General features: G+C 40.3%; 14 protein-coding genes. 9 read left to right on the top strand and 5 right to left on the bottom strand.

Annotation, left to right across the window (positions count from 1 at the left end):
* Positions 1 to 571: 571 nt before the first annotated feature.
* Positions 572 to 811, bottom strand: a complete 240-nt coding sequence (locus F1E73_RS08030; RefSeq protein WP_150451623.1) for a CDGSH iron-sulfur domain-containing protein — start codon at positions 809 to 811, stop codon at positions 572 to 574.
* Between the two features lie 56 nt (positions 812 to 867).
* Positions 868 to 2,067, bottom strand: a complete 1,200-nt coding sequence (locus F1E73_RS08025; RefSeq protein WP_150451622.1) for a heparan-alpha-glucosaminide N-acetyltransferase domain-containing protein — start codon at positions 2,065 to 2,067, stop codon at positions 868 to 870.
* A 128-nt stretch (positions 2,068 to 2,195) separates the two neighbouring features.
* Here F1E73_RS08025 and F1E73_RS08020 point away from each other — a divergent pair, with 128 nt between their 5' ends.
* The 7 genes from F1E73_RS08020 (at position 2,196) to F1E73_RS07990 (ending at position 12,702) form a co-directional block, all read left to right on the top strand.
* Complete coding sequence (locus tag F1E73_RS08020) at positions 2,196 to 2,729, top strand: NADPH-dependent FMN reductase (protein ID WP_086478180.1); 534 nt, start codon at positions 2,196 to 2,198, stop codon at positions 2,727 to 2,729.
* A gap of 6 nt (positions 2,730 to 2,735) precedes the next feature.
* Positions 2,736 to 4,061, top strand: a complete 1,326-nt coding sequence (locus tag F1E73_RS08015) for an anthranilate synthase component I family protein (protein ID WP_150451621.1) — start codon at positions 2,736 to 2,738, stop codon at positions 4,059 to 4,061.
* A gap of 44 nt (positions 4,062 to 4,105) precedes the next feature.
* The gene (locus tag F1E73_RS08010) at positions 4,106 to 4,975 is read left to right on the top strand and encodes an alpha/beta hydrolase (protein ID WP_150451620.1); all 870 of its coding nucleotides are present in this window, start codon (positions 4,106 to 4,108) and stop codon (positions 4,973 to 4,975) included.
* A gap of 59 nt (positions 4,976 to 5,034) precedes the next feature.
* The gene (gene tilS / locus F1E73_RS08005; protein WP_150451619.1) at positions 5,035 to 6,342 is read left to right on the top strand and encodes a tRNA lysidine(34) synthetase TilS; all 1,308 of its coding nucleotides are present in this window, start codon (positions 5,035 to 5,037) and stop codon (positions 6,340 to 6,342) included.
* On the top strand, positions 6,339 to 8,321 hold the full coding sequence (locus tag F1E73_RS08000; RefSeq protein WP_150451618.1) for a protein-disulfide reductase DsbD family protein: 1,983 nt from the start codon (positions 6,339 to 6,341) through the stop codon (positions 8,319 to 8,321). Before tilS ends, F1E73_RS08000 begins: the two co-directional genes overlap by 4 nt.
* A gap of 148 nt (positions 8,322 to 8,469) precedes the next feature.
* On the top strand, positions 8,470 to 10,866 hold the full coding sequence (locus tag F1E73_RS07995; protein WP_150451617.1) for a penicillin acylase family protein: 2,397 nt from the start codon (positions 8,470 to 8,472) through the stop codon (positions 10,864 to 10,866).
* A gap of 300 nt (positions 10,867 to 11,166) precedes the next feature.
* Positions 11,167 to 12,702 carry a YifB family Mg chelatase-like AAA ATPase gene (locus tag F1E73_RS07990; RefSeq protein WP_150451616.1) on the top strand — a complete coding sequence of 512 codons (1,536 nt, stop codon included), beginning with the start codon at positions 11,167 to 11,169 and terminating at the stop codon, positions 12,700 to 12,702.
* Between the two features lie 344 nt (positions 12,703 to 13,046).
* Here the strand turns inward: F1E73_RS07990 and F1E73_RS07985 are convergent, their stop codons facing one another.
* Together F1E73_RS07985 and sbcD are read right to left on the bottom strand one after the other, a co-directional pair.
* Complete coding sequence (locus F1E73_RS07985; RefSeq protein ID WP_150451615.1) at positions 13,047 to 16,082, bottom strand: SbcC/MukB-like Walker B domain-containing protein; 3,036 nt, start codon at positions 16,080 to 16,082, stop codon at positions 13,047 to 13,049.
* A 3-nt stretch (positions 16,083 to 16,085) separates the two neighbouring features.
* Positions 16,086 to 17,288 carry an exonuclease subunit SbcD gene (sbcD, locus tag F1E73_RS07980; protein WP_150451614.1) on the bottom strand — a complete coding sequence of 401 codons (1,203 nt, stop codon included), beginning with the start codon at positions 17,286 to 17,288 and terminating at the stop codon, positions 16,086 to 16,088.
* Positions 17,289 to 17,653: 365 nt separating this feature from the next.
* Between sbcD and F1E73_RS07975 the strand changes: the two genes are divergently transcribed.
* Positions 17,654 to 18,271, top strand: coding sequence for a class I SAM-dependent methyltransferase (locus F1E73_RS07975; protein ID WP_394334944.1), 618 nt, complete (start codon positions 17,654 to 17,656; stop codon positions 18,269 to 18,271).
* A 27-nt stretch (positions 18,272 to 18,298) separates the two neighbouring features.
* Here the strand turns inward: F1E73_RS07975 and F1E73_RS07970 are convergent, their stop codons facing one another.
* The gene (locus F1E73_RS07970) at positions 18,299 to 21,829 is read right to left on the bottom strand and encodes a PAS domain S-box protein (RefSeq protein ID WP_150451613.1); all 3,531 of its coding nucleotides are present in this window, start codon (positions 21,827 to 21,829) and stop codon (positions 18,299 to 18,301) included.
* 370 nt (positions 21,830 to 22,199) lie between these two features.
* Between F1E73_RS07970 and F1E73_RS07965 the strand changes: the two genes are divergently transcribed.
* Positions 22,200 to 23,147, top strand: a complete 948-nt coding sequence (locus tag F1E73_RS07965; RefSeq protein WP_086478580.1) for a DUF4382 domain-containing protein — start codon at positions 22,200 to 22,202, stop codon at positions 23,145 to 23,147.
* Positions 23,148 to 23,196 lie beyond the last annotated feature (49 nt).

The raw sequence follows: 23,196 nt of genomic DNA, 5'->3' as shown, positions 1-23,196 counted from the left end.
CGCCCGGGTGAGGGACTCACTACTCAAATCTAAATACTAGAAAATTGTTCACTGCAAAACTGATTACCGATTGCTATTCACTGAACTAATTGATTGCCGTTCACTGGCGATTGAACCCTTTAAACGTGGCTTGGACTCCGCTATTAGTTTAGTATTATTAAATCAGGTCCAAATCACTCTCATTCACCTTATTTCATCAATCACTTCATTTTCAAACTAACACATTTCCAAATTGTCACATTAATTCGCGTTAGCTATTGCAGCGGCAACCTTTTTTGACCAATTAGCGTTTGATCCTGCAAGGTTTGCCTAACCTTGTAGGTATTTTGAACACCGCTTGTATAGGGAAAGCGGATGATATGAAATAAAAATACCAAACAAAAAAGTTATAGCGGAAAGAGCGACCCGATAGGGGAACGCCCAGCAAAAAAATAACGAACAAGCTCGTCAATAATAAATAGATGAGGAAGGTATAAAATTAAAAAAAGTCCCGAGGCTTAATACCAACAGGACTTTCCTTTATTTCTAGCGTAGTGTGTAATTGAAGTAACTCACTACTCTGTGCTCAATACTAAATCTGCTTATGTGATCCATCACAAAAAGGAGGGTTCTTAGTGAGTTTACAAGTACAGAAATAGGCGGTTTTCTCTTCCGTAGCAACATATGCTAGGGGAGGGGTGGCTTTTTTTGCCCTGTGGGACCCATCGCATAATGGCTGATTAATACTGTGACCACAAGTACACCAAGAATATCTTTTATCTACCTCCATGGCTATTGCCACAGGAGAGTATTTTTTAATAGGTTCGCTCATAATTAATATTTTCCGCGAACATAAGTCAAACCATCATAATAAGGGGTATTGGTATACTAATTCTTTACCATTCTAAATAAGCGTAGCAGACTTGTTTTAGATTTAGACCAAATGATTCCTAAGCCAGGGAAACTTTCCATTCCCAGCCATACGGCTAGTTTGTTAGACACTGCCTTAACGCCCGTGGCCAAATGAATTTTAATCTGTGCCTTGTTGGCTTCATATTTTAAGGATAGTATGGTGGTCACGATCATAAAGGCAACTGCTGACGGAATCACAATAGAAGGGGCTAAGGAGTGATGGAAATAGCGGTATAGGCCCAAACCGGTAAAACTTCCATATAGGATTATAAAGTGAATAACGTATATGGAGAGGGTGCTTTTACCAATATTCAATAAGGTATTGTGCGTCAGAAACCTTCTGAAAAACATAAAAACGGCAAACACTATAAAAACATCACCCAATCTAATGAATAGATAATTGTTAAGGTAAATCTTAGAAAACAAAGCCATTCCTGTTAGGTTGGATAGGGATAAAAAGAAGGGTGAGGAAAAATAAATAAGTAATGTCCCTATCCCTAAAAAGCTGAGGATGGCTACAGGGTATAAGTAAGTGCTATTTCTAAATCGATAAAACCAAACTGAAAGGAATGCTCCAATACTTGCATATCCAAACCAAGGAATAATGGTAAATACAGAACCATGGGCTTTGGTAAGGTAATTGGCCAAGAAGCTAGGCATATAATGATGTGGGTATTGTTTGTAATAGGGTTCCATTACAAACAGTACTAGGGTAAAGATTAAAAGTAGGGCTGGAAAAAAATACCTGCTCCTTTTGGTTGTTAACAGATAGATCCCAATAATCCCCAAAATAGAAACCCCTATACAATGAAGTACGTCCACTAAGTAAAAAGAGTCGTAAATCTGTCCGTTTAAGAGGCCAAATATGTTTAATCTTAGTAGGTAGCCAATTATAATCAGCTGTAGGCCTCGTTTCACCCCCTTCTTAACGCGCGGGTTGCTTAAGCCAACGTTATCTGCCTTTATAAGTAAGTAGGTAAATATAAACCCAGATACCGTAAAGAAAACTGGCGCGGTAATTCCTCTGAAATACCTCCAAATGGAATAATAAGTATTGGTATTGTCCCTATAGGCAGTATCTAACAAGCCATCTACAAAATGCCCTTGCAGCATCATTAAGATTGCCCAGGCTCTTATAGCGTCTATAAAATATAGTCTTAAATTGGAATTCCCCATTAATTGTGAATGATAGTTGTATGTGACTGTATACCAGTAGGGTTGGTGATTGAAGGTGTAAAATTAGATAATTTGCTCGCAATTCAATCCATTTTGCGGTATTTTCGTTGTAATAATTAAAAAAAAGGATGTCGAAACTACTAGCATTTGCCGGAAGTAATTCCACCAAGTCCATCAATTTCAAATTGGTGGAGCATACTGCTTCCCTGATAACCGATAAGGAAGTGCGCACCTTAAACATGTCGCAAATAAGTCTTCCCGTCTTTAGTGAGGATTTAGAGAAAGAAGAAGGATATGCTCCAATTATAAAGGAGTTGTTAACGGAAATAAGTCAAGTTGAAGGCCTTATTGTCTCCGTGAATGAACACAATGGGTATCCCTCCGCTTTTTTTAAGAATGTATTAGACTGGCTCTCCAGGGTAGATAGAAGTTTTTTAAAGGATAAAAAAGTGCTATTAATGGCAACTTCCAAAGGGAGGGGAGGAGCTCTAAATTCACTGGAAGCAACGCAAAAGCTATTCACAAGATTTGGGGGAGAAGTAGTAGCTACCTTTTCTTTGCCCTCATTTAATTATACCTTTACCCCAACTGAGGGAATTACAGACGTGGAGCTCAAACAAGCGCATCAGACTGCTTTGGGAAAATTCCTTTCTAAAATTTAAAATCTTTTGCGAAAAAAGGCATCGTTTACGGTTGAGGATATAAATCGGTTTAAAACCAATTTGCTACAATGGGCCCAGCAGTTTGATGAGGTGGTCTGGCAAGATAGCAATGGACATCATGGGGAATACCATTCCTTTGATGCCATCCTTGCAGTGGATGGACTCACCTCCATGGTGACCGATTATGAAAATGCCTTTGAGGATTTAAAAACCTTTCAGTCTAGCACTAAAGATTGGATCTTTGGTTATTTGTCCTACGACCTTAAAAATGATGTAGAACGATTATCGTCCTCCAATTACGACGGCTTAGAATTTCCAGACCTATTTTTCTTTCAACCTAAAAAAATCATTTTTCTTAAAGGTAACCTAGTAAGCTTTCACTATTTAAATATGGTGGATGAAGAGATTGAGGAGGATTTTAAAGACCTTAATAGTTCCAGTACCACTTATTCTCAAAATAGGCTTCCCCAAACAGCGGTTTCCATTAAACACAGAATCGCCAAGGAGGATTATTATGCCAACGTAAAAACCATGCTGAACCATATTCATAGAGGGGATATCTACGAGGCTAATTTTTGCCAAGAATTTTATGCAGAGGGATTGGAAATAGACCCTGTAGCAACCTATTTTGGGTTAAATGCTATTTCGAGGGCTCCATTTGCCACTTTTTTAAAATTAAATCACCACTATCTATTGTCTGCATCACCGGAACGATATCTTAAAAAACAGGGAACGAAGGTGATTTCCCAGCCTATTAAAGGTACCGCTAAAAGAGCAGATGATGTTGCCGAGGATTCGAAATTGGCAGCTACCCTGGCCGCTGACCCAAAGGAAAGGGCAGAAAATATTATGATTGTAGATCTAGTACGGAACGATCTTTCCAAGAGCGCGCTGAAAGGCACCGTGCAGGTAGAGGAATTGTGTAAAGTATATTCTTTTGATCAGGTGCATCAGATGATCTCTACTATAACGTCTAAGGTGGCTCCCAATAAAAACCCGATAGATATTATTAAAGAAACTTTTCCCATGGGTAGTATGACCGGGGCGCCAAAAGTTTCGGCCATGAAAATAATAGAGGCTTTAGAAGCTACTAAAAGGGGACTGTACTCTGGAAGTGTGGGGTATATTAGTCCGGAGGGCGACTTCGACTTTAATGTTGTTATCAGGAGTATTCTTTATAATAAAAATAAATCCTATGCCTCTTTCTCGGTAGGGAGTGCCATCACTGCAAAAGCCTCCCCGGAAAGGGAGTATGAGGAATGCCTGCTAAAGGCAAAGGCCATGCAGCAAGTTTTGGAAGATGTGCATAACCATAGGGAAGATCAACGCTAGGTTTCTAGGTGAATCACAAACCAGTATAGTAGATAAATGGATATATGGAAACTATAACCCTTCCGTTAAAGTATAAGGATACCACAATATACTGCTGGTACGTGCCACCGCCAATAGTTAAGGGTTTGGTGGTATTAGTACACGGTTTTGGAGAGCATTCCGGACGCTATTTCCCCGAGGTGGTGCCCACCCTTCTAGATATAAACATGGCGGTAATTAGTTACGATAATTTTGGTCACGGCCAGTCGGGAGGAAAAAGAGGGGATTGCCCTAGCTATGGAGCCCTTATGGGGTTATTAGACGCAGTAGTAGCTAAAGGTAAAGCCCTAGTCCCCGATACGCCCATTTTCTTATACGGCCATAGTATGGGAGGAAATCTGGTGCTTAATTATGCCCTGCGATCTAAAGTAAAGCTTAAAGGGGTGGTGGCTAGCAGCCCTTATTTAAAATTAGCCTTTCAACCCCCTAAATGGAAAATGACTTTAGGCAAAGCCATGCTGAGGTTGTTGCCGCATGTTACCCTTTCTGCAGGTCTGGATCCCTCCGGTATCTCCAGGATTCCCGAAGAAGTGGAACAGTATAAGCAAGACCCATATATTCATGATAGGGTAAGCCCTATGTTTTCCTTTCCGGTGATGGCAGCCGGCCAATGGGCAATTGACCATGCCGCTCACTTAAAAACGCCCACTCTCTTGCTACATGGGACTGGAGACCGTATAATTGATTATAAGGGAACTCAGGGTTTTCATGAAAACGCTGTTGTAACCACCTTACAATTAATGGAAGGTGGGTATCACGAATTGCACAAGGATCTTTGTAGCAAGGAGGTACTTCAAATAATATCCAATTGGATGAAGAAAAGCGATTATAAATCCATCCTCCCTAAGGATTCTAACGGGAAGGGTAAGAATTAAGGGGACAAACCATCATTTTTGCATGACTTTAATCCATTATTCTTCCTTATTTTAGTGCCGTGTTAAATCGATTTATAAATCATATAGAGGAAAACTTCCCCCACCTAGGTAAGGAGGTATTTTTACTGGCGATTAGTGGAGGGGTAGACAGCGTGGTTTTGGCACATTTATGTGCTGCCTCCAAATTGGATTTTGCTCTGGCACATTGTAATTTTCATTTGCGAGAGGAGGAGAGTAACAAGGATGAAGCCTTTGTAAGGCAATTGGCAAAGGATTTGGACAAAACCTTGTATGTTACCCATTTTCAGACAAGGGAATACGCAACACAACACAAACTTACCATTCAGATTGCAGCCAGAGAACTGCGATATAATTGGTTTAAGGAATTAAAGCAGGACCATGCCATAAAAACCTTGGTCACCGCCCATCATGCCGATGATAATTTGGAGACCTTTCTCATTAACCTGTCACGAGGTACGGGAATTGAAGGATTAACCGGTATACCTGCCAAGACAGCATCTATTTCTAGACCCTTACTCAAATTTTCCAGGGAGGAGGTGGTCACCTATGCCAAAGAAAATAAGTTGGCATGGCGGGAAGATGCCAGTAATGAGGATGTTAAGTATTTAAGAAATAATATTAGGCACACTATTGTACCTAGATTAAAGGAATTGCATCCAACATTTTTAGAAAATTTTTTAAGGACCCAAGAGCATTTATTGGATACCTTAAAAATAAATCAGGATTATATACAAAACTTGAGAAAACAACTCTTTATTAAGGAGGAAAACCAAGAGAAAGTGTCAACGACTGCATTGTTAAACTTACAGCCTACCAAGAGCTATCTCTTCCATTTCTTTAAGGAGTATGGGTTTACCCAATGGGACGATATTTATGGGCTGTTAACGGCCAATAGTGGGAAAGAGGTACATTCTCCCACCCATAGACTACTAAAGGATAGGGAATATTTAATGTTACGTAGAATCACCCCTGAGGTGGAAACTGTTTATCGAATATCCGAAGGGCAGGCGATAATTAATGAACCAATTCCCATGAAAATCGAGGAAATTGATCAAATGGAAAAGTTTTCCCAAAATATCCTTTATGTAGACAAAGAAAAGTTAAAGTATCCCTTAATTATTCGGAAAAGGGAAAAAGGGGACTATTTTTACCCCTTAGGAATGAGGGGCAAAAAAAAAGTGTCCAAATTTTTCAAAGATGAAAAACTGGATAGCTTCTCCAAGGAAAACCAATGGTTACTGTGTTCCGGGAATCATGTGGTATGGATCATAGGAAAACGTGCCGATGATCGATTTAAAATTACGGAAACAACAAAAAATATTGTAAAGATTAGTTTGGAACAATGAGGAAATTAACTGGAGTACTTATATTAATATTCGGGATGTTTTGGGGCCAAGCCCAAACAAACGAAAATCCTACTGCATGGAGCTACAAAGCAGAAAAGATATCGGATACGGAATACAATTTAATTATTAAGGCCGATATCTATGAGGGATGGTATATATTTTCCCAATATACCAATGAAAATGGCTCCCTTCCTAGTGAGTTTACCTTTGTAAAAGCAGGGGAAGACTATGAATTGATAGGGGAGGCTACAGAAAGTGCTACCATTACGGAATATTCCGAAATTTTTGAGGTGGAAGAGACCTTTTTTAGGAATGAGGCCATTTTTACTCAAAAAATTAAGCTCCTAGACCCAACGGTTACGCAGGTAGAAGTAGGTCTATTCTATCAAATATGTAACGAGGTTTGTATCCCTAAAGATGAGGTTTTCTACATTTCACTAACGGGGGAAAAAGCTGTTGTAGTAGAAAAAGAGATAGACGAACGAAGCAAGGAACTAAGTGCAGCATTAGTTGTAGACCTAAAGAATAAACCTCTTTTAGTAGAAGGGGATAGGGATCACGTGGACGAAAAGACCGGAATATGGGTCATTTTTGGACTAGGATTCTTGGGAGGGTTCGTTGCGTTACTCACTCCCTGTGTATTCCCTATGATACCTCTTACGGTTTCTTTCTTTACCAAACAATCGGGTCATAAATCCCGAGGCATTGCCAATGCCTTGTTGTATAGCTTTTTTATTGTACTGATCTACTTTTTATTAAGCCTTCCGTTTCACCTTTTCGATTCGGTAGATTCCCAGATCTTGAACACCATTGCTACTAATATCTGGTTAAACATTGCCTTCTTTATCATATTTATATTCTTTGCCTTTTCCTTTTTTGGATACTATGAACTAACCTTACCTAGCTCCTGGGCCAATAAGATGGATGCGGCCTCTTCTAAAGTGGGCGGGGGAATCGGGATATTCTTTATGGCAATAACGCTGGCTATTGTTTCTTTCTCCTGTACGGGGCCTATTTTAGGCGGATTATTAGGAAGTACTGCTTTGGCAGACGGGGATGTGGCTACCAACCTTACCATTGGTATGGTCGGATTTGGTTTTGCCCTGGCCTTGCCGTTTGGTTTATTTGCCCTGTTCCCAGCATGGTTAAATTCTATGCCTAAATCTGGTGGATGGATGACTACCGTAAAAGTAACCTTGGGCTTTTTAGAATTGGCCCTTGCCTTTAAATTCTTGTCTAATGCAGACTTGGTGGGGAACTGGGGAATCTTTAAAAGAGAAATCTTTTTAGGGATCTGGATCCTATTGTTTGTACTGTTAACCTTATATCTATTTGGGATATTGCGTTTCCCACATGAAGGGCCTAAGCAAAAGTTGTCTACAGGAAGAAAAATTACCGGACTACTAGCTGCTGCTTTCTCTGTTTACCTGATATTGGGAGCTACCAAGGTTACCAATTTAAAATTGTTGAGTGGCTTTCCACCGCCAGATTTTTATAGTGTGGTAGCCCAGGAAAGCGATTGCCCATTGGGTATAGATTGTTTTAAAGATTTTGACGAGGGAGTGGCCTATGCCAAAGAGGTAAACAAACCTATTTTGTTAGACTTTACGGGCTGGGCTTGTGTTAACTGTCGAAAGATGGAGGAGCACGTTTGGAGTGAGCCAGATATCTATCCTATTTTGAAAGATGAGTATGTATTGATATCCTTATATATCGATGATCGAAAGAAGTTGCCGACGGAAGAACAGTTCCATTACAAATATGAATCGGGGCGGGTAAAGGAAATCACTACCGTAGGTGAAAAATGGGGTACCTTCCAAACGATTAATTTTAATGCGGCATCACAGCCCTATTACGTACTGCTCTCACCAGATTTGGAAATATTAAATTCTGCCAAGCAATATACCGATAGGGATACCTATAAGGAATGGCTTAAGAAGGGAGTTTCAAATTTCCGAAATCTAAGCATGGTCAAATAAAAATAGTAGGGGAGTCGAGGGTTGTTTTAAGTAGTACAACCCTAACTTTTGCCTATTATCGAATAAAGCTACATCGCTTAAAGGCACTCTTAGGAGTGTCTTTTTTTTTCACCATATTTAATTTACCTTTAGCTATTAAACTATACTGGTGAGGATACTTAAAAAACTGCTTTGGGCTATTGTAAGCTTAATCATTGTACTGGCCATCTTAGCCTTTGTGGCAAAATATTTACTTTCTCCCACTTACTCCGGGGAGCAAGCGTTGCCAAATTTAAAAGAACAGGTAGAAGTTTATTATGACGACTATGGGATCCCCCATATCTATGCAGAGCACCTAGAGGACGCCTATAGGAGTTTAGGGTATGTGCATGCCCAAGACCGACTCTGGCAAATGGAATTATTGCGAAGGATAGGGGCAGGAAAACTTTCTGCAATCTTCGGCGAGGAATTAGTGGATACCGATAAGTTTTTTCTAGCATTGGGGATCAATGAGGCCTCAGAGAAAACTGTGGCACAATTGGATGTTAATTCGCCCATGGTAAAGCTCTCTCAAGCTTATTTGGAAGGAGTCAACCATTTTATGGAGGTGGGGCCAACCCCCATAGAGTTCTATCTTACCGGAATAGAAAAAAGACCCTTTACCCTAAAGGATGTGTATAATACTATGGGGTATATGGCCTTTAGTTTTGCCATGGCGCATAAGACAGATCCCCTATTGACCAATATTAAAAATAAGCTGGGGCCCGAGTATTTAATAGACCTGGAGATGGATGTAGATTCCACTTACACCTTGATAAAAAACTACAACCCCATTCCCAAGGATACTTTAGGGAATCAAATAGCGAGCATGGTTCATAAAGTGCTACAACCATTGCCGTTACCTCAATTTGAAGGCAGTAATAGTTGGGTGATTGCCCCGGAAAAAACAAAGAACGGTCAGGTAATTTTTGCCAATGATCCACATATCGGTTTTGCTCAGCCTTCCGTATGGTTCGAGGCACATGTGACTACCCCTAATTATGAAAAATATGGCTATCATTTGGCCGGTGTGCCCTTCCCATTGCTGGGTCATGATAGAAAGTTGGCCTATGGTATGACGATGTTCGAGAATGATGATATCGATTTTTATTACGAGGAGGTAAAGGAAGACGATTCAACGCTCTATAAGACGCCAAACGGATGGAAAGAATTTGAAGTAGTGAGTAAGACTATCGAAGTGAAAAACGGAGAAGACGTACCGTTCACCTATAAAAAAACAGATCACGGTCCAATTCTAAACGGAATTATAGATGTGGTAGGTGGGGAACGCCCCATAGCGATGTCCTGGATTTATACCAAATGGGAAAATAAGGTGATGGATGCCCTTTATGGAATTACCAAAGCTCAAAATTTATCCGAGTTCCAAGCGGCACTCCCCAATATTCATGCTCCCGGCCTTAACCTTATGTACGGGGACGCAGCGGGTAATATTGCTTGGTTTGCCTCGGCGCAACTCTATAAAATGCCAGAGAATACCCATACAAAATTGATTCTGGATGGGAGTAGTGGAAAGCACGAACCACTGGAATACTTGGATTTTTCAGAAAATCCAAAGGCCATAAATCCGCCTTGGAATTATGTGTATTCGGCCAATAACCAGCCCGATTCCATCGCGGGTATACTATATCCCGGGTACTACTTGCCCGAAAATAGGGCAAAGCGGATTGTAGAATTGCTAGAGTCTAAAGACGAATGGACTAGGGAGGAGGTAGAGGAGATGCTTATGGATGAGGTGTCTGACGTAAATACAGAAATAGTTGCCGCTTTATCTAAATATATGGATGTTTCCCAGCTGGACGCTACCGAAATAAAAAAACTGGATAAAATTAACGCCTGGCAAGGGGGCAGCGGGATAGATAGTATTGCCCCTACCATTTATCATCGGTGGATTTACGCCTTCCTTAAAAATACTTTTGAGGATGAATTGGGGCCAGAAATGTTTCAGCAATTGCTAAGTACCCACTTAAGTAAACGGATGATTGCACCCATGGCGAAAAAGGAAAAATCCATATGGTTCGATGATGTTCATACATCTGATACAGTGGAGACTAAAACCAACAGGGTAAACCATGCCTTTAAGATGGCCATTAATTCATTGAAAGCCGATTTAGGGAACGATCCACGAAAATGGACCTGGGGAAAGGTGCATACCTTGGAGCACGAGCACCCCATAGGGAAGGTGAAAGCGCTGAGACGTTTTCTAAACGTAGGTCCCTTCCCGATGAGCGCCACAAGGGAGGTGATTAATAATATGGCTTTCCAGTACAACGAAACGGGGAGATATCCTGTGACCTCCGGACCTTCCACAAGGAGGGTGATAGATTTTTCCGATGTGGAAAACAGTACCAGTATTTTGCCCACCGGACAATCCGGGAATCCGTTTAGTAAACACTATAAAGATCAGGCAGAAATGTTCAATAAAGGGGAATATAGGAAGATGATGATGAACAGGGAAGAGATTATTACCTTCAGGAAATCCCTCCTTACCCTAAGGCCTGTTAATTAGCTTATTTGAAAATGGACTGATTTGAAAATGATAAAAGTTGATCTGGTTCACCTAATTATAGTGAAACGAATAATAAATCCATTAATGAAGCTTCCTAAAAATCAAGTCTGCTGCTCCTTGATTTATAAATATGAACTGCCAGGTGGTAATTAGGCAACGGATAATCTGGACTTTAGTCCAACATCTTAGAGTCTCTTACACCTTGTAATCGCCTAATATTACAGTAGTTGGTCTATTTTACCTAAGAGTAATAGCCCTATAAAGGCATAAATTACTTACATTTAAGTAAAATAGATTGGGATGCTTACAAAGGTTTACGGAAGTGCAGTTTTTGGCGTAGAGGCCACAACCATTACGGTTGAAGTAAATATAGCCAAGGGAATTGGCTATCACTTGGTGGGTTTGCCAGACAACGCTATCAAGGAAAGTAATTATCGAATTGCTGCGGCCTTGCTCAATAATGACTACCGCATTCCAGGGAAAAAGATTACAATCAATATGGCTCCAGCAGACCTTAGAAAAGAGGGTTCTGCCTACGACCTAACCTTGGCACTGGGAATTCTGGCTGCTTCCGGACAGATTAAATCATCCTCCATAGAGAACTATATAATCATGGGAGAACTGTCCTTAGACGGCAGCTTACAGCCTATAAAAGGAGCTTTGCCTATTGCCATAAAGGCCAGGGAGGAAGGATTTAAGGGGTTTATTCTCCCCAAAGAAAATGCCCGTGAAGCTGCGATTGTAGATGGCCTGGAAGTATATGGCATAGAGAATATAGAAGAAGTAATTTCATTTTTCGATAAAGGAACACCCTTAGAACAAACGCTTATAGATACTAAGGCGGAATTCTATAAAACCTTGGATTTCCCTGAATACGATTTTTCGGATGTGAAGGGACAAGAGAGCATAAAGCGGTGTATGGAGATTGCCGCTGCAGGCGGACATAATATTATCCTTATAGGTCCGCCAGGAGCTGGAAAGACGATGTTGGCAAAGCGACTCCCATCCATACTGCCTCCAATGACCCTTCATGAAGCCTTGGAAACCACCAAAATCCACAGTGTGGTTGGGAAAATCAAAAATATGGGGCTTATGAACCAAAGGCCCTTCCGGAGTCCACACCATACCATTAGTGATGTGGCCCTCGTTGGAGGCGGTGCCTATCCCCAGCCAGGGGAGATTTCCCTTTCCCATAACGGGGTATTGTTCTTGGATGAGTTGCCAGAGTTTAAACGGGGAGTTCTGGAAGTAATGCGACAGCCTTTGGAAGATAGGGAAGTTACTATTTCAAGGGCACGGTTCACCGTAACCTACCCCAGTAGTTTTATGCTGGTAGCCAGTATGAATCCCAGTCCAGGAGGGTATTTTAATGATCCTGATGCCCCCGTTACTTCTTCGCCCGCAGAAATGCAGCGGTATCTAAGTAAAATATCGGGCCCGCTATTAGACAGAATTGATATCCATATAGAAGTGACTCCGGTACCTTTCGAGAAATTATCGGAAGACCGAAAAGGAGAAAGTAGTGTCGATATTAGAAAGAGAGTCACAGCAGCTAGGGAAATCCAGACCCTGCGTTTTGCCGATACGGATACCGTACATTATAATGCCCAGATGAATACCAAACAGATACGAAAATATTGTAAAATGGACGACGCTTCCAAGGAATTGCTAAAAAATGCCATGGGGCGATTAAACCTCTCTGCCCGTGCTTACGACCGAATCCTAAAAGTAGCCCGCACTATAGCCGATTTGGATAAGGTATCAGAAATTAACGGGACGCATATTGGGGAGGCCATTCAATATAGAAGCTTGGATCGAGAAGGCTGGTTGGGTTGATAATTTGGTGATTTGGCAATGTGTTTATTTGGAAATTACTTGTACAAAAAAAACTACTTATACTAAAAAATCCCAATCTGTATTCAATAGAAGCACCAGCTAAAGGCTTGCCCGACTAATCCTGGGCGGGCTTTCCATGCCGCAAAGGGTATAACAAAGGATGAAACTTATAAAGTAGTTTAGGTTTGGTAATTGCTCATGCTCTTGGTCCTAGCTACAAGTATAGGGCAGATAATGATATGGGTATGTTCAGAGCTGCATGTATATCATTTCATAACTAAAAAACATTCGCTGGCACGAGCCTGCCTATGTCGGCAGACAGACGTCACGCTCGTGCCAAAGGATCATTGCACCACCTTTAAGGTAGAATACCCTAAACTACCTTTTTCCAGCTGAATTTGTGTGGTAATCCGTTCTTTTAAAGCGCTTACGTGCGATATAACCCCTACCGATTTGTCTCCTTCATTTTGCATTTTCTCTAGAATTGTAATTGCCTGGTCTAGTGTTTCCGGATCTAAAGTTCCAAATCCTTCATCGATAAAAAGCGATTCTATCTTTACATTTTTAGCAGCAATATCAGATAGGGCAAAGGCCATGGCCAAACTTACCAGAAAGGTTTCACCGCCCGATAAGGTTCGTACAGAACGACGGGCATTCCCCATATATTTATCATATACTTTTAGCGTATCGCTCTTCTCGGCTTCTTCAGCCGTGGGAATATCCAAAAGATATCGATCGCTGAATTCCGAAAGTCGTTTGTTGGCGTAGCCAATAAGCTGCTCCAAAGTCAGGTCCTGCACAAAATTGGAGAATTTGTTTCCGGTAGCATCACCAATTAAATCATTCATAGTTTTCCAGAGGGACAAATCCTTTTTGAGGAGGTCTATTTCTTCCTGAACCTTTTGTTGGCGTTGCCTAGCTTTTTTATCCTCCTCAAGACTTTGGGAAATTTTACCAATAGTTACGGATAGATTATCCCAATTGGTCTTCGCATCCTTAAATAAGGTGGTTAAATCCTCCATGGAAAGTGTGGGGTCATCTTTCTTCAATAATTCCACCAATGCTTTTTTCAAAGAGCTCTCTATCTCGGTCAGCTTAGTTCGTATCTCTTTAAGCTGACTCTCACGTCTTCTTATTTTGCTGGCACGTTCTTCTGGAAGTATTCCCGATCGTAAACTTTGCAAGGAGTCTAATTCCTCCTTAAATATAATGCCCTTTAACTCGGTCTCTTTCTTTACTTTTTCACTCGAAATTGACTTTAGTTTATCTGCATTCTCCTTTATTTGCTCCTTTAGGGAGGAAATAGCAGAACTAGAACGCGTAATGGAAGTGCTAAGTTCGTGTACCTTTTTATTGATATCTGGACCGAAAAAGAGGGCAGTCCGCTGCTGTTTTAATTTTGTATATGAGGTCAATGCCAATTCCCATTGCTTTAATCGCTCCTCTATATCCTTAAAAATGGAAGCCGCTTGGAAGGCTTGTTTAGACCTTTCCATATTTTTTATACGACGGTTTAAATCGTGTCGGTTAGATTGTAAGGTCGCCAAGTCGTTTTTATAATCCCATTTTAGCTGTTGTCCCAATTTGTATAAAGTTTCCTCATACTTGGCACCTTCTTCTTTAAGGGTAGCCATCCCAGAATTGATATCGGGAATTCCCTTTTGCAGAAATTCAGTGTTGGCTTTAAGGTTTATTAAGTTGGTTGAATCCTTTTGAAGCGACTTCTTTTTTTCGTTTAGCAATTCCTCGTTTGCATCAAAATGGGGGGTGTCCGAAGCATAGGGGTGGTGCAGGGATCCACAGAGGGGACAGGGTTGCTCTGGTTCTAATTGCGAGCGATATGCCTCTAGGCTTTGATGTTTACGTTGTTGTTCCAACGATTTTTCAAGGCTTTCTATTTCCTTGGAGGCCACACCTACCTCTTTTTCCAAGGATCCTATGATTTTTCTATTTTTTGCTAACTGCTCATTTACCTCTTTTAGTTTTGCTAGCTGGGTCTCCTGGTTTTTTTGAAGTTTGAGATGCTGTTCTTTGGCATTTAGAAAATCCCCTGCCTTTTCGTTTAAATTTCGAAGGGTTTCCAATTCCAAATCCAATTGCTCTAGGGAGTTTGCCCCGGAACTTTGTAGGACGCTCTGTATGGATTGGTGTACGGCATCTATTTGGGGTTTCAATAGTTCGGGTTTATCGGCCATAGGTAATGGATACCCTAGCTGATTAACTTTGTTTATGTAGATGCTGACCTGCTCTTGGAATAAGGAGGCTTCCTTTTGTTTGTTTTTCTCTTCTGCTTGTAGTTGTACAATTTTATTGCGAAAAACCTCTAATTTTTCGCTAACGGTGGTCACATCCACCTTTTCTCCTAGAAGTTTATTAGAATCTTCCAAAAGAGAATTGAGTTGGATTGTTGCTAGGGATTTAGATTTCCCGAGTTTGTCACTTGCCTCTTTAAACTGGAGCTCTTGTTTTGTTATAGCATCAAAATCAGCTAAGATGGCCCCATATTTAGCTAGTTTATCGTGTTGTTCCAATTCTCCTTTATAGGGATGAAAGGTCTCCCAATCTTTTTTTAACTGAAGCTGTTCTGTTTGCAGGGCTTTCTGCTCAGTTTGCTTTTTCTGAAGTTCCTTTCTATTATTTATTCTTTCTGAGGCGCTTTCATAGGCCTTTTCTATGGTAGGTTTCGATTGGGTTAATGCCTTCAGTTTACTTTGCCTTTCTTCAATTTCTTCTTTTGTAAGCAATGCAATGGTTTCTAGCCCAGCCTCTTTTAAAGCAATATTCTTTTCTACCTGCTTGTAGCGGAAATAGACTGCCTTTCCAATTTCACGATAAGATCTCGCCCCGGTAATGTCTTCCAATAACTTATTGCGTTCGTTTCTAGGAGCTTGGAGCAGTTTACTGAACTCCCCTTGCGAAAGCACCATGGCTTTAACAAATTGCTCATAGCTTAGGCCAATGATCTCTTGGTTTTTCTGGGGTGTTTTGGTGCCTTCCTCCAAAATATGCTGGGTAGCAACTTCTACCAATTCCTGTTTTCGGGCATTTAGATTATTATTTCTATTCCGTTCTATAGACCAGTGGCTGCGATAATTTTTTCCATTTACACGGTATTCTACCTCTGCAAAACAACTTTTCATGTTACGGGTCATGATGCCCCCATCGTCTTCCAGGATAGAGTTACTTACCGTTTTGTCTACCCTAGCAATACGGTTGTACAAGGCAAGGGTTATGACATCTAATAGGGTAGACTTCCCAGAGCCGGTAGGGCCCGTAATGGCAAACAATCCTGCATCTGCTAAAATGCCCTCGCCAAAATCAATTTCATGTTCTCCTTTTAGGGAGTGTATATTTTCAAATCTTATTTTTAAAATCTTCATGGACTATAGGTTCAATTCCTCAATAATTTCGCGGAAAGCGTTTTTTAAATCCTCTGTGTTTTCCAGTTCGCTCTGTAATGCCAGTTTTTTCTCGAACATTTGCATGGGGGTAACATCGGACACATCGGTTCCTACCGCAAAAGCATCACTAGCTCCTCGGATTTTACTTTTGAAATTGAGGCGCGATTTAACAATTTTGAGGTTATTGCCGAATTCTGAATCGGTGAGTGCTTCAAAAGCTTGACGTTTTTCCAAATCTTCCCTTTCCTCATTTACGATAAGTTCCACTAGGGAGGGTAGGGTGGTAGTTTCGGAATAGGTCTGTAGTTTGGCTTCCACTTCCTGGAGGTTTCCCTCAAAGGTAATTAGGTTTCTATGCTTAGGAACAGGAACAATTTCTACCTTGGAAATTTCGTTGTTTTCTAGGGTTATTACATTTATTTGTTTGCGATCTTCTTTTTCAGAAAAGCTCAATGGAATGGGAGAACCGCAATAATGAATGTTTTGGGCCTCAGAAACCACTTGTGGTTTATGAATATGCCCTAGGGCGACATAATCTGGTAGGTCTCTAAACATATTGGCCTCCACCCCAGCTTGGTTCCCAATCTGTATATCGCGCTCACTTTCGGATAACTGGCTTCCCTTTACATACAAATGCCCCATTACTATAAATACCTCATCAGTATAATGCTGGCTGTAATGCTCGTTTACGTTCCAAAAATAACTGCGAAGACCATCTTTAATCTGTTCTATTTTAGTAGCGTAGCTTTCCCCTGCGGCCGACTTCCGGATATCGCGATCTTTTAGGAAGGGAATAGCGGCTACCACCAGCTTTTCACTGTTCTTTTCTACCTGAATAAACATATCTTCCATGGCATCTTTAGCGCCGCCTATCACTGATATATCGAATGCTTTTAGTAATTCGGCAGGTGCATTTAAAACAGCGGGAGAATCGTGGTTTCCACCAGTGAGTATAATTTTGCAATCTAGGTGTATCAGGTTTTTTAATAGATCGTAATACTGCTTATAAGCTGCTTGAGACGGATTGGCCTGATCAAAAATATCGCCAGAAACTAATAGAACGTCAATGTTTTCCGTTTTGATATAGTCTATTAACCATCTAAAAAATAAATCTAGGTCCTCTGCAAGGTCATATTTATGTAGCTGTTTCCCGATATGCCAGTCGGAAGTATGTAGGATTTTCATACGAAGGGTTTATTTAAGGAAGGTAAAATTACAAGAAAATTGTCCATGTGCGAATACATCAAGATTTTTGTAATTAGATCATTTCTTTAATTCATAATATTGGAATGTAATTAAATCATATAATTCATTAAATCCTATTTTTGATGCTTATATCCCAATGCAAAATGAGAAACCCATAAGTATACGCTGATGTATAATAGGTTTGCCATTTTGCCCTTAGCTGTAGGCTAAAAGTCGTTATTGACACCACAATTGTTCTTATGTGCTAAAAACATGGTACTAATCGGTTATTTTTATGGTTTGTTAGCGTAATTATGAAACGGAAAGTAAAAAGAATAAAGAACCCTTGGCCTACAAAGCAGGCTATGACACAAGTCTATGAAATGAAGCTCTGGGGAGCAGGCGAAGAAGTGTATTATTCAGGTGTAGGGTCGCATCATCCAGATATAGTTGCGCCTTATATTTCTGTGGTAACCTCATTCTTAAAAACCTTTACTCCACCCTTGGTAGTGTGCGATTTAGGTTGTGGGGATTTTAATGTAGGCAAGCAATTGGTGAAGCATTCCAAGAGATACATCGCCATAGATATTGTAGCAGATCTTATTGCCCATAATAAGGAAAAGTATAAAGATGGGAACCTGGAGTTCCATTGTCTGGATATTGCCGTGGATAAGCTGCCCTCTGGGGATTGTGTGTTAATACGTCAGGTATTGCAACATGTTTCCAACAACGAGGTGCAACGCATTTTGGATAAGGTATCCCATTATAAATATGTTATTCTCACAGAACATATTCCCGATGGAGATTTTATTCCTAATAAAGATGTAATTTCTGGACAAGGAACCCGATTAAAAAAAGGTAGTGGGGTAGATGTCTTGGCACCCCCTTTCCATTTTAAGCCGAGGCATGCAAAACAGTTGTTGTGCGTTGCCTCAAATGATGGTAAAGGAAAAATAGTAACTACGCTTTATACCAATACTTAGACAAGGGTTAGTAGTCATTAACTCAAGCTAATCGTTGGTTTCTGGAATTACCGCTTGTGATTTAGCCACTATTTCCCGGATGATCCCGTCTAACTCTACAGCCGATGAAAGGATATTAGATAAAAATTCCATCTTCTCTTCTTCGGGTACTATATCATCTTTCAATAAATAGACCAAGCCCATCAAACGAGCTAACGGAGCCCTTACCACGTGCGATTGCGTCCAGGCAATATCCCTTAATTTTTCATTTTGAGCCTCTATATTCAGTGCCCGTTCCTGGAGCTCGCGATTCAGCTGCTTTAATGCCTCTTCATGGGTCTTAAGCAAACTAATATCGGTTAATGCCCCTATCATACGAATGGCTTTGGCTTGCCCATCTCTAATAACCGCTGCTTTATCCCATATATAGGCATACTCCCCATTTGCCTTTAGTAATCGGTACTCTTCCTCCCAAAACAATTCTTCAGGATTATCAATTGCTTTGTAATAGGAGTTAAGTACCCGAGTTTTATCTGAAGGATGTAGTAGGTTTTCCCATAACTGAAGGTTTTGGGACGCATTGCTTACGTTATGTCCAAAATGGGTTTTAAAAGCTTCGCTTAGAAATAAGGAGTTATTGGTGATATCCCAATCCCAAATTGCATCGTTGGTTGATTGTGCCACCCGTTTAAATCGCTCATTGGTAAGTTCTATTTCTTTTTCTGCTTCTATACGCGCATTTACATCCTTAAAATATATAGAGACTCCATAATCGGATGGGTAGGCATTAATTTCATACCAAGTTTTTGAATTGGGAAAATATCTCTCAAATGATAGTAGATCCTTGAGTTTAATGGAAGTGAATATTTTGGTGAAAATCTCCTGATCTCTTTCATTAGTAAATACATTCTGGTAGTGCTTGCCTAAGATTTGCTTTCTATCGATTCCGAAGGATTCTTCTGCTTTTTGATTCCAATAAGTAACTATACCATTAGTAGTTAGGGATATAAAGGCATCTCCAATACTTTCCAGTATCATCTTTTTCTCTTTACTTGCCTTTATAAATTCTTGCTCAGCTGACTTGAGCTGATGGATATCCTGATAACTACCATATATTCGTATACATTTATCATTAAAAAATTCAGGTTTCCCAATTGCCCTAATCCACTTCTCCTTCCCCTTTGCCGTTCTTATAGGAAATTCTAAATCGACCGTTTTATTTTCAAGGAATTTACTTTTTATGATTTCAATAAATTTCTTGGCATTTTCCTGAACCTCATAAAATCCAACTATATTCTGTAGGCTTGGAACAAAGTCTTTATCCACCTCATGGATTTCCTTGGTCATCTCGGACCAATAGAGTGTGTCATTTTCCAAATTTAATTCCCATGCTCCAATACGTGCCAGTTTGGAAACATCCTTTAATAGCCCTTCAATTTCCTTTTTTTGCGTAATATCCTTGGCCACAGCATAGGTAATTCCTTTTTCATGGGTTAGATCGGCAGTCCAACTGAGCCATTTAATTTTCCCTTCCTTGGTGAGGTAGCGGTTTTCAAAATATCGGAGGGGCTTTCCTTGGTATAGGCCAATAAGCTGTTCCACAGTTTCTTCCCTATCTTCGGGGTGGACAAACTCAATAATTTTCTTGGAGAGGATTTCTTGCTCCGAAAAACCCAACAGTTTGGTAGCTGTCGGATTTATTTTTTTAAACATTCCATCATCGCCAATTTTACATAGAATATCTGGGGTGAAATTAAAAATTTGATCCAGTTCTAGATCCAAAATCTTCCGTTTAACAGCTGCTCCTAAATTGGCTTGTAACTGTTTAAATAATTTACCATAAAACAAGGGGCTCTTAGTAGTATTTTCTACCCCAAGAACAAGGATTCCCTTTACCTTATCGTTGTGGATTAGGGGAATACCGGTAAATGCTTTTTTGCTGGACGGATGTAGATCGGTTGCTCTTTCCATATCTATTTCCTTTTCCACACTGTCCCATACCAGAGTTCTATTGGTTTGCCACACCGTGCCGGGCAAACCTTCTCCCAAGCCTAAAGGGGTATAGGTTTCCTTACTCATTAATAGGGGAGTGTCTTTAGGATCTTTTAAAACTTGTGCGGCTAGGGTCATGGTAGAGCGGTCCGAATTCGGAATCCAAAATTGGCCCACGCTAAAGTTGATCCTTTTAATTAGATGTTGTAGAATTTTTTCCAAACAGGTCTCCAGAACTTCGTGACTATTGAGTAAAACGGATATTTCGTTCAGTATTTTTTCCTGCAGCTCCAAATTCTTTTTCTCAGTCACATCCCGCTCTATGGAAACCCAATGGGTATAGTTGCCATTTGCGTCTGCTACGGGATTCACAACACAGTGGACCCAATAATCCTCTCCGTTCTTATTCCTACTGGTCAGGGTAGTCTCAAATGCCTGCCACTGTTGCATGGCTTCCCTTCTTTTCCTTAGCTTGTTGGGATCTGCATTGGGACTTAGGAGGATGGAGGTAGACTTCCCGAGAACTTCCTGAACAGCGTATCCGCTCATTGCAACGAAAGCCTGATTGACAAAAACAATCTTTTGTCCTCCTTCTTCTAATGGATGGGCCTCTGTAACCAAAACCGCTTCCTTGGTATTGACTACTACGGATTGTAAAAGCTTTAGTTGCCGTTCTTCCTTTTTCTGCTCCGTTATATCTTCTATGGTGCCTTCAAAAATATTGGTAGCACCGTTTTGGTTTACCACAAGATGTCCTAATTCATGCACCCATTTTACAGTGCCATCTGGTAGTATAATTCGGTAGCTAATATCATGTATCCCTTGTCCATAAAAGGACTCACCACTTTTTTTGATAAACTTATCGCGGTCCTCTGGGTGAACGGTTGCTAGGATATCTTCATAATTAAGTTTGAAAGACTTTTTATTCCTTCCCCAAATGGCATACATAGTATCTGACCAGGAAATGAAAAAAGTACTTAGATTAATACTCCAATAACCCTTCTTTGCATGGTCGTTGCTCTTTTTTAATGTGCGTTTAGACGATAAACCCAATTTCTGCTTGTGGGTACTAACCCCACTGTTGGAATTGCTCTTGTTTTCCGTACTGGGTTTTACTTTTGTAAGTGTATTTTGGAGGCCACTAATTAAGGTAAGGGTATGGTTGGCTAGGGTCTGTAAGCTTTTTAATTGTTTTGAAGTTAAATTTCTTTCTTGTCGGTCCCAAATAAAAATCAGCCCCATTAGGGCCCCCAAACTGTCTACTAAAGGGGTTATTGCTATAAAAACGGGAAAGTCTGGAGTGAGCTCATCAAACAATTCTTTGGTTCGTTCGTCCGTTAGAATATTGGAAATAACTAGCGGCTCCTTGGGTTTTGCGCTTAGATGATATTTTATATAAGGTTCTAGCCTTACCATGGACTCTGTTAGTCTGCCTGCGGATAGATCACTACTTGTGGATGCTTCCAAAATGGCGACTCTTTCCTTGGGGAGTTCAAGAAGTTGTGAAGTTAGTTCACAAATGGAAGAATATAGGGTATTAGGAAGGTTTATAGGGTGGTATGAGGGGAGAAGGGGATTATTACTCATAGGGGATTAAAAAATATCCTAATTAAAATTTAGGTGCTCAATTAAATTTTATCTGCTTTTATTAATGGCATACTGAATAATGGTAAGTGGCGTTCATTACAAAAATCGAATTTTTATTTGGAATTGGAACCATGGGGTATGTAATTATTACGAATAAAGAGAATAATTTGTGCTCTATGCTTCCTGGATGAATTCAAATCTTAATGAACCTGCTAAAACAGCAGGAGCGCCTGCTTTTAATGAAGGGGTTACGCCACTTATTATCAGGAAAAAAACTACGTTGTGAAGAATTTAACAGTTTTGGAGTAGGGTTACCCAAGCTTAAATTGTTTTATAGGCAAATGTTCAACTTAAAATTATTATGAAGAGTATGAAGAATTTTTTAAAGAATTCAGGATTGGCAGTTATCGCTGTAATGGCTATGGTGTCATGTAGTAAAGATGACGATTCTCCGATGGAAGGTGAAACGTACAACACTAGTTTTGAGATTACCGATGCCCCAATAGATAATGCCGATGTAAAAGCTGCTTTTGTAACCATTACCAATGTTACAGTAGATGGGAAAGCCTTGGAGGGTTTTAGTGCCACTACCGTTAATTTGGCTGCTTTGGTAGAGGGAAAAACCAAAGTCTTGGGTAATCTAGACCTACAGGCAAAGTCGTATTCAAATATCGTATTTGAATTAGATTTTGATAAGGATGTGTATGGAAACGCTCCAGGTTGCTACATTGAAAAGGCAAATGGGGAAAAGGATGCATTGGTCGCTTCCTCCAACAAAATTAAGGTTACGGATACTTTTGAGGTGCTTGCCCAAGCTAAAAATGTAATTGTGGTTGATTTTGACCTTAGGAAGATCATTAAAGAAGATACGAGCAATGGGTCTAGCGATTTTGAATTTGTGACGATGAGTGAACTTTCTGCAGGAATAAGAACTGTAAATGCAGAACTAACCGGAAAAATTTCTGGAACGGTAAGCGATTCTAAAAACACCTCGGATAAAATTATTGTGTACGCCTATAAAAAGGGAACGTTCAATGCCGATGTAGAAACAAAAGGTGCGGGGAAAAGTGGCATTACCTTTGCCAATGCCGTAACTAGTGCGGAAGCAAAAGGGTTTACAGGGTCTTATAACTTGGTATTCTTGCAAGAAGGAGATTATGAACTGGTTTTTGCCTCGTATAAAAAGGAAGGTGACAAGCTATATTTTAATTCCCTCTTGGAGGTAGAATCGGCTTTAGGACTCAATCTAAGTTCCATCAGTGTAACCTCTACTTTAAATTTAAGTGCCAATGTAGTTGTTAAAGGCACAAAGCAATAATTAAAGTAGTATTCCGATAGAATTATAAAAAGCTGCCATTGTTGGCAGC

The organism is Arenibacter lacus (assembly GCF_008711145.1).
Taxonomy (GTDB): domain Bacteria; phylum Bacteroidota; class Bacteroidia; order Flavobacteriales; family Flavobacteriaceae; genus Arenibacter; species Arenibacter amylolyticus.
This window is presented reverse-complemented; position numbering and strand designations above follow the sequence as displayed.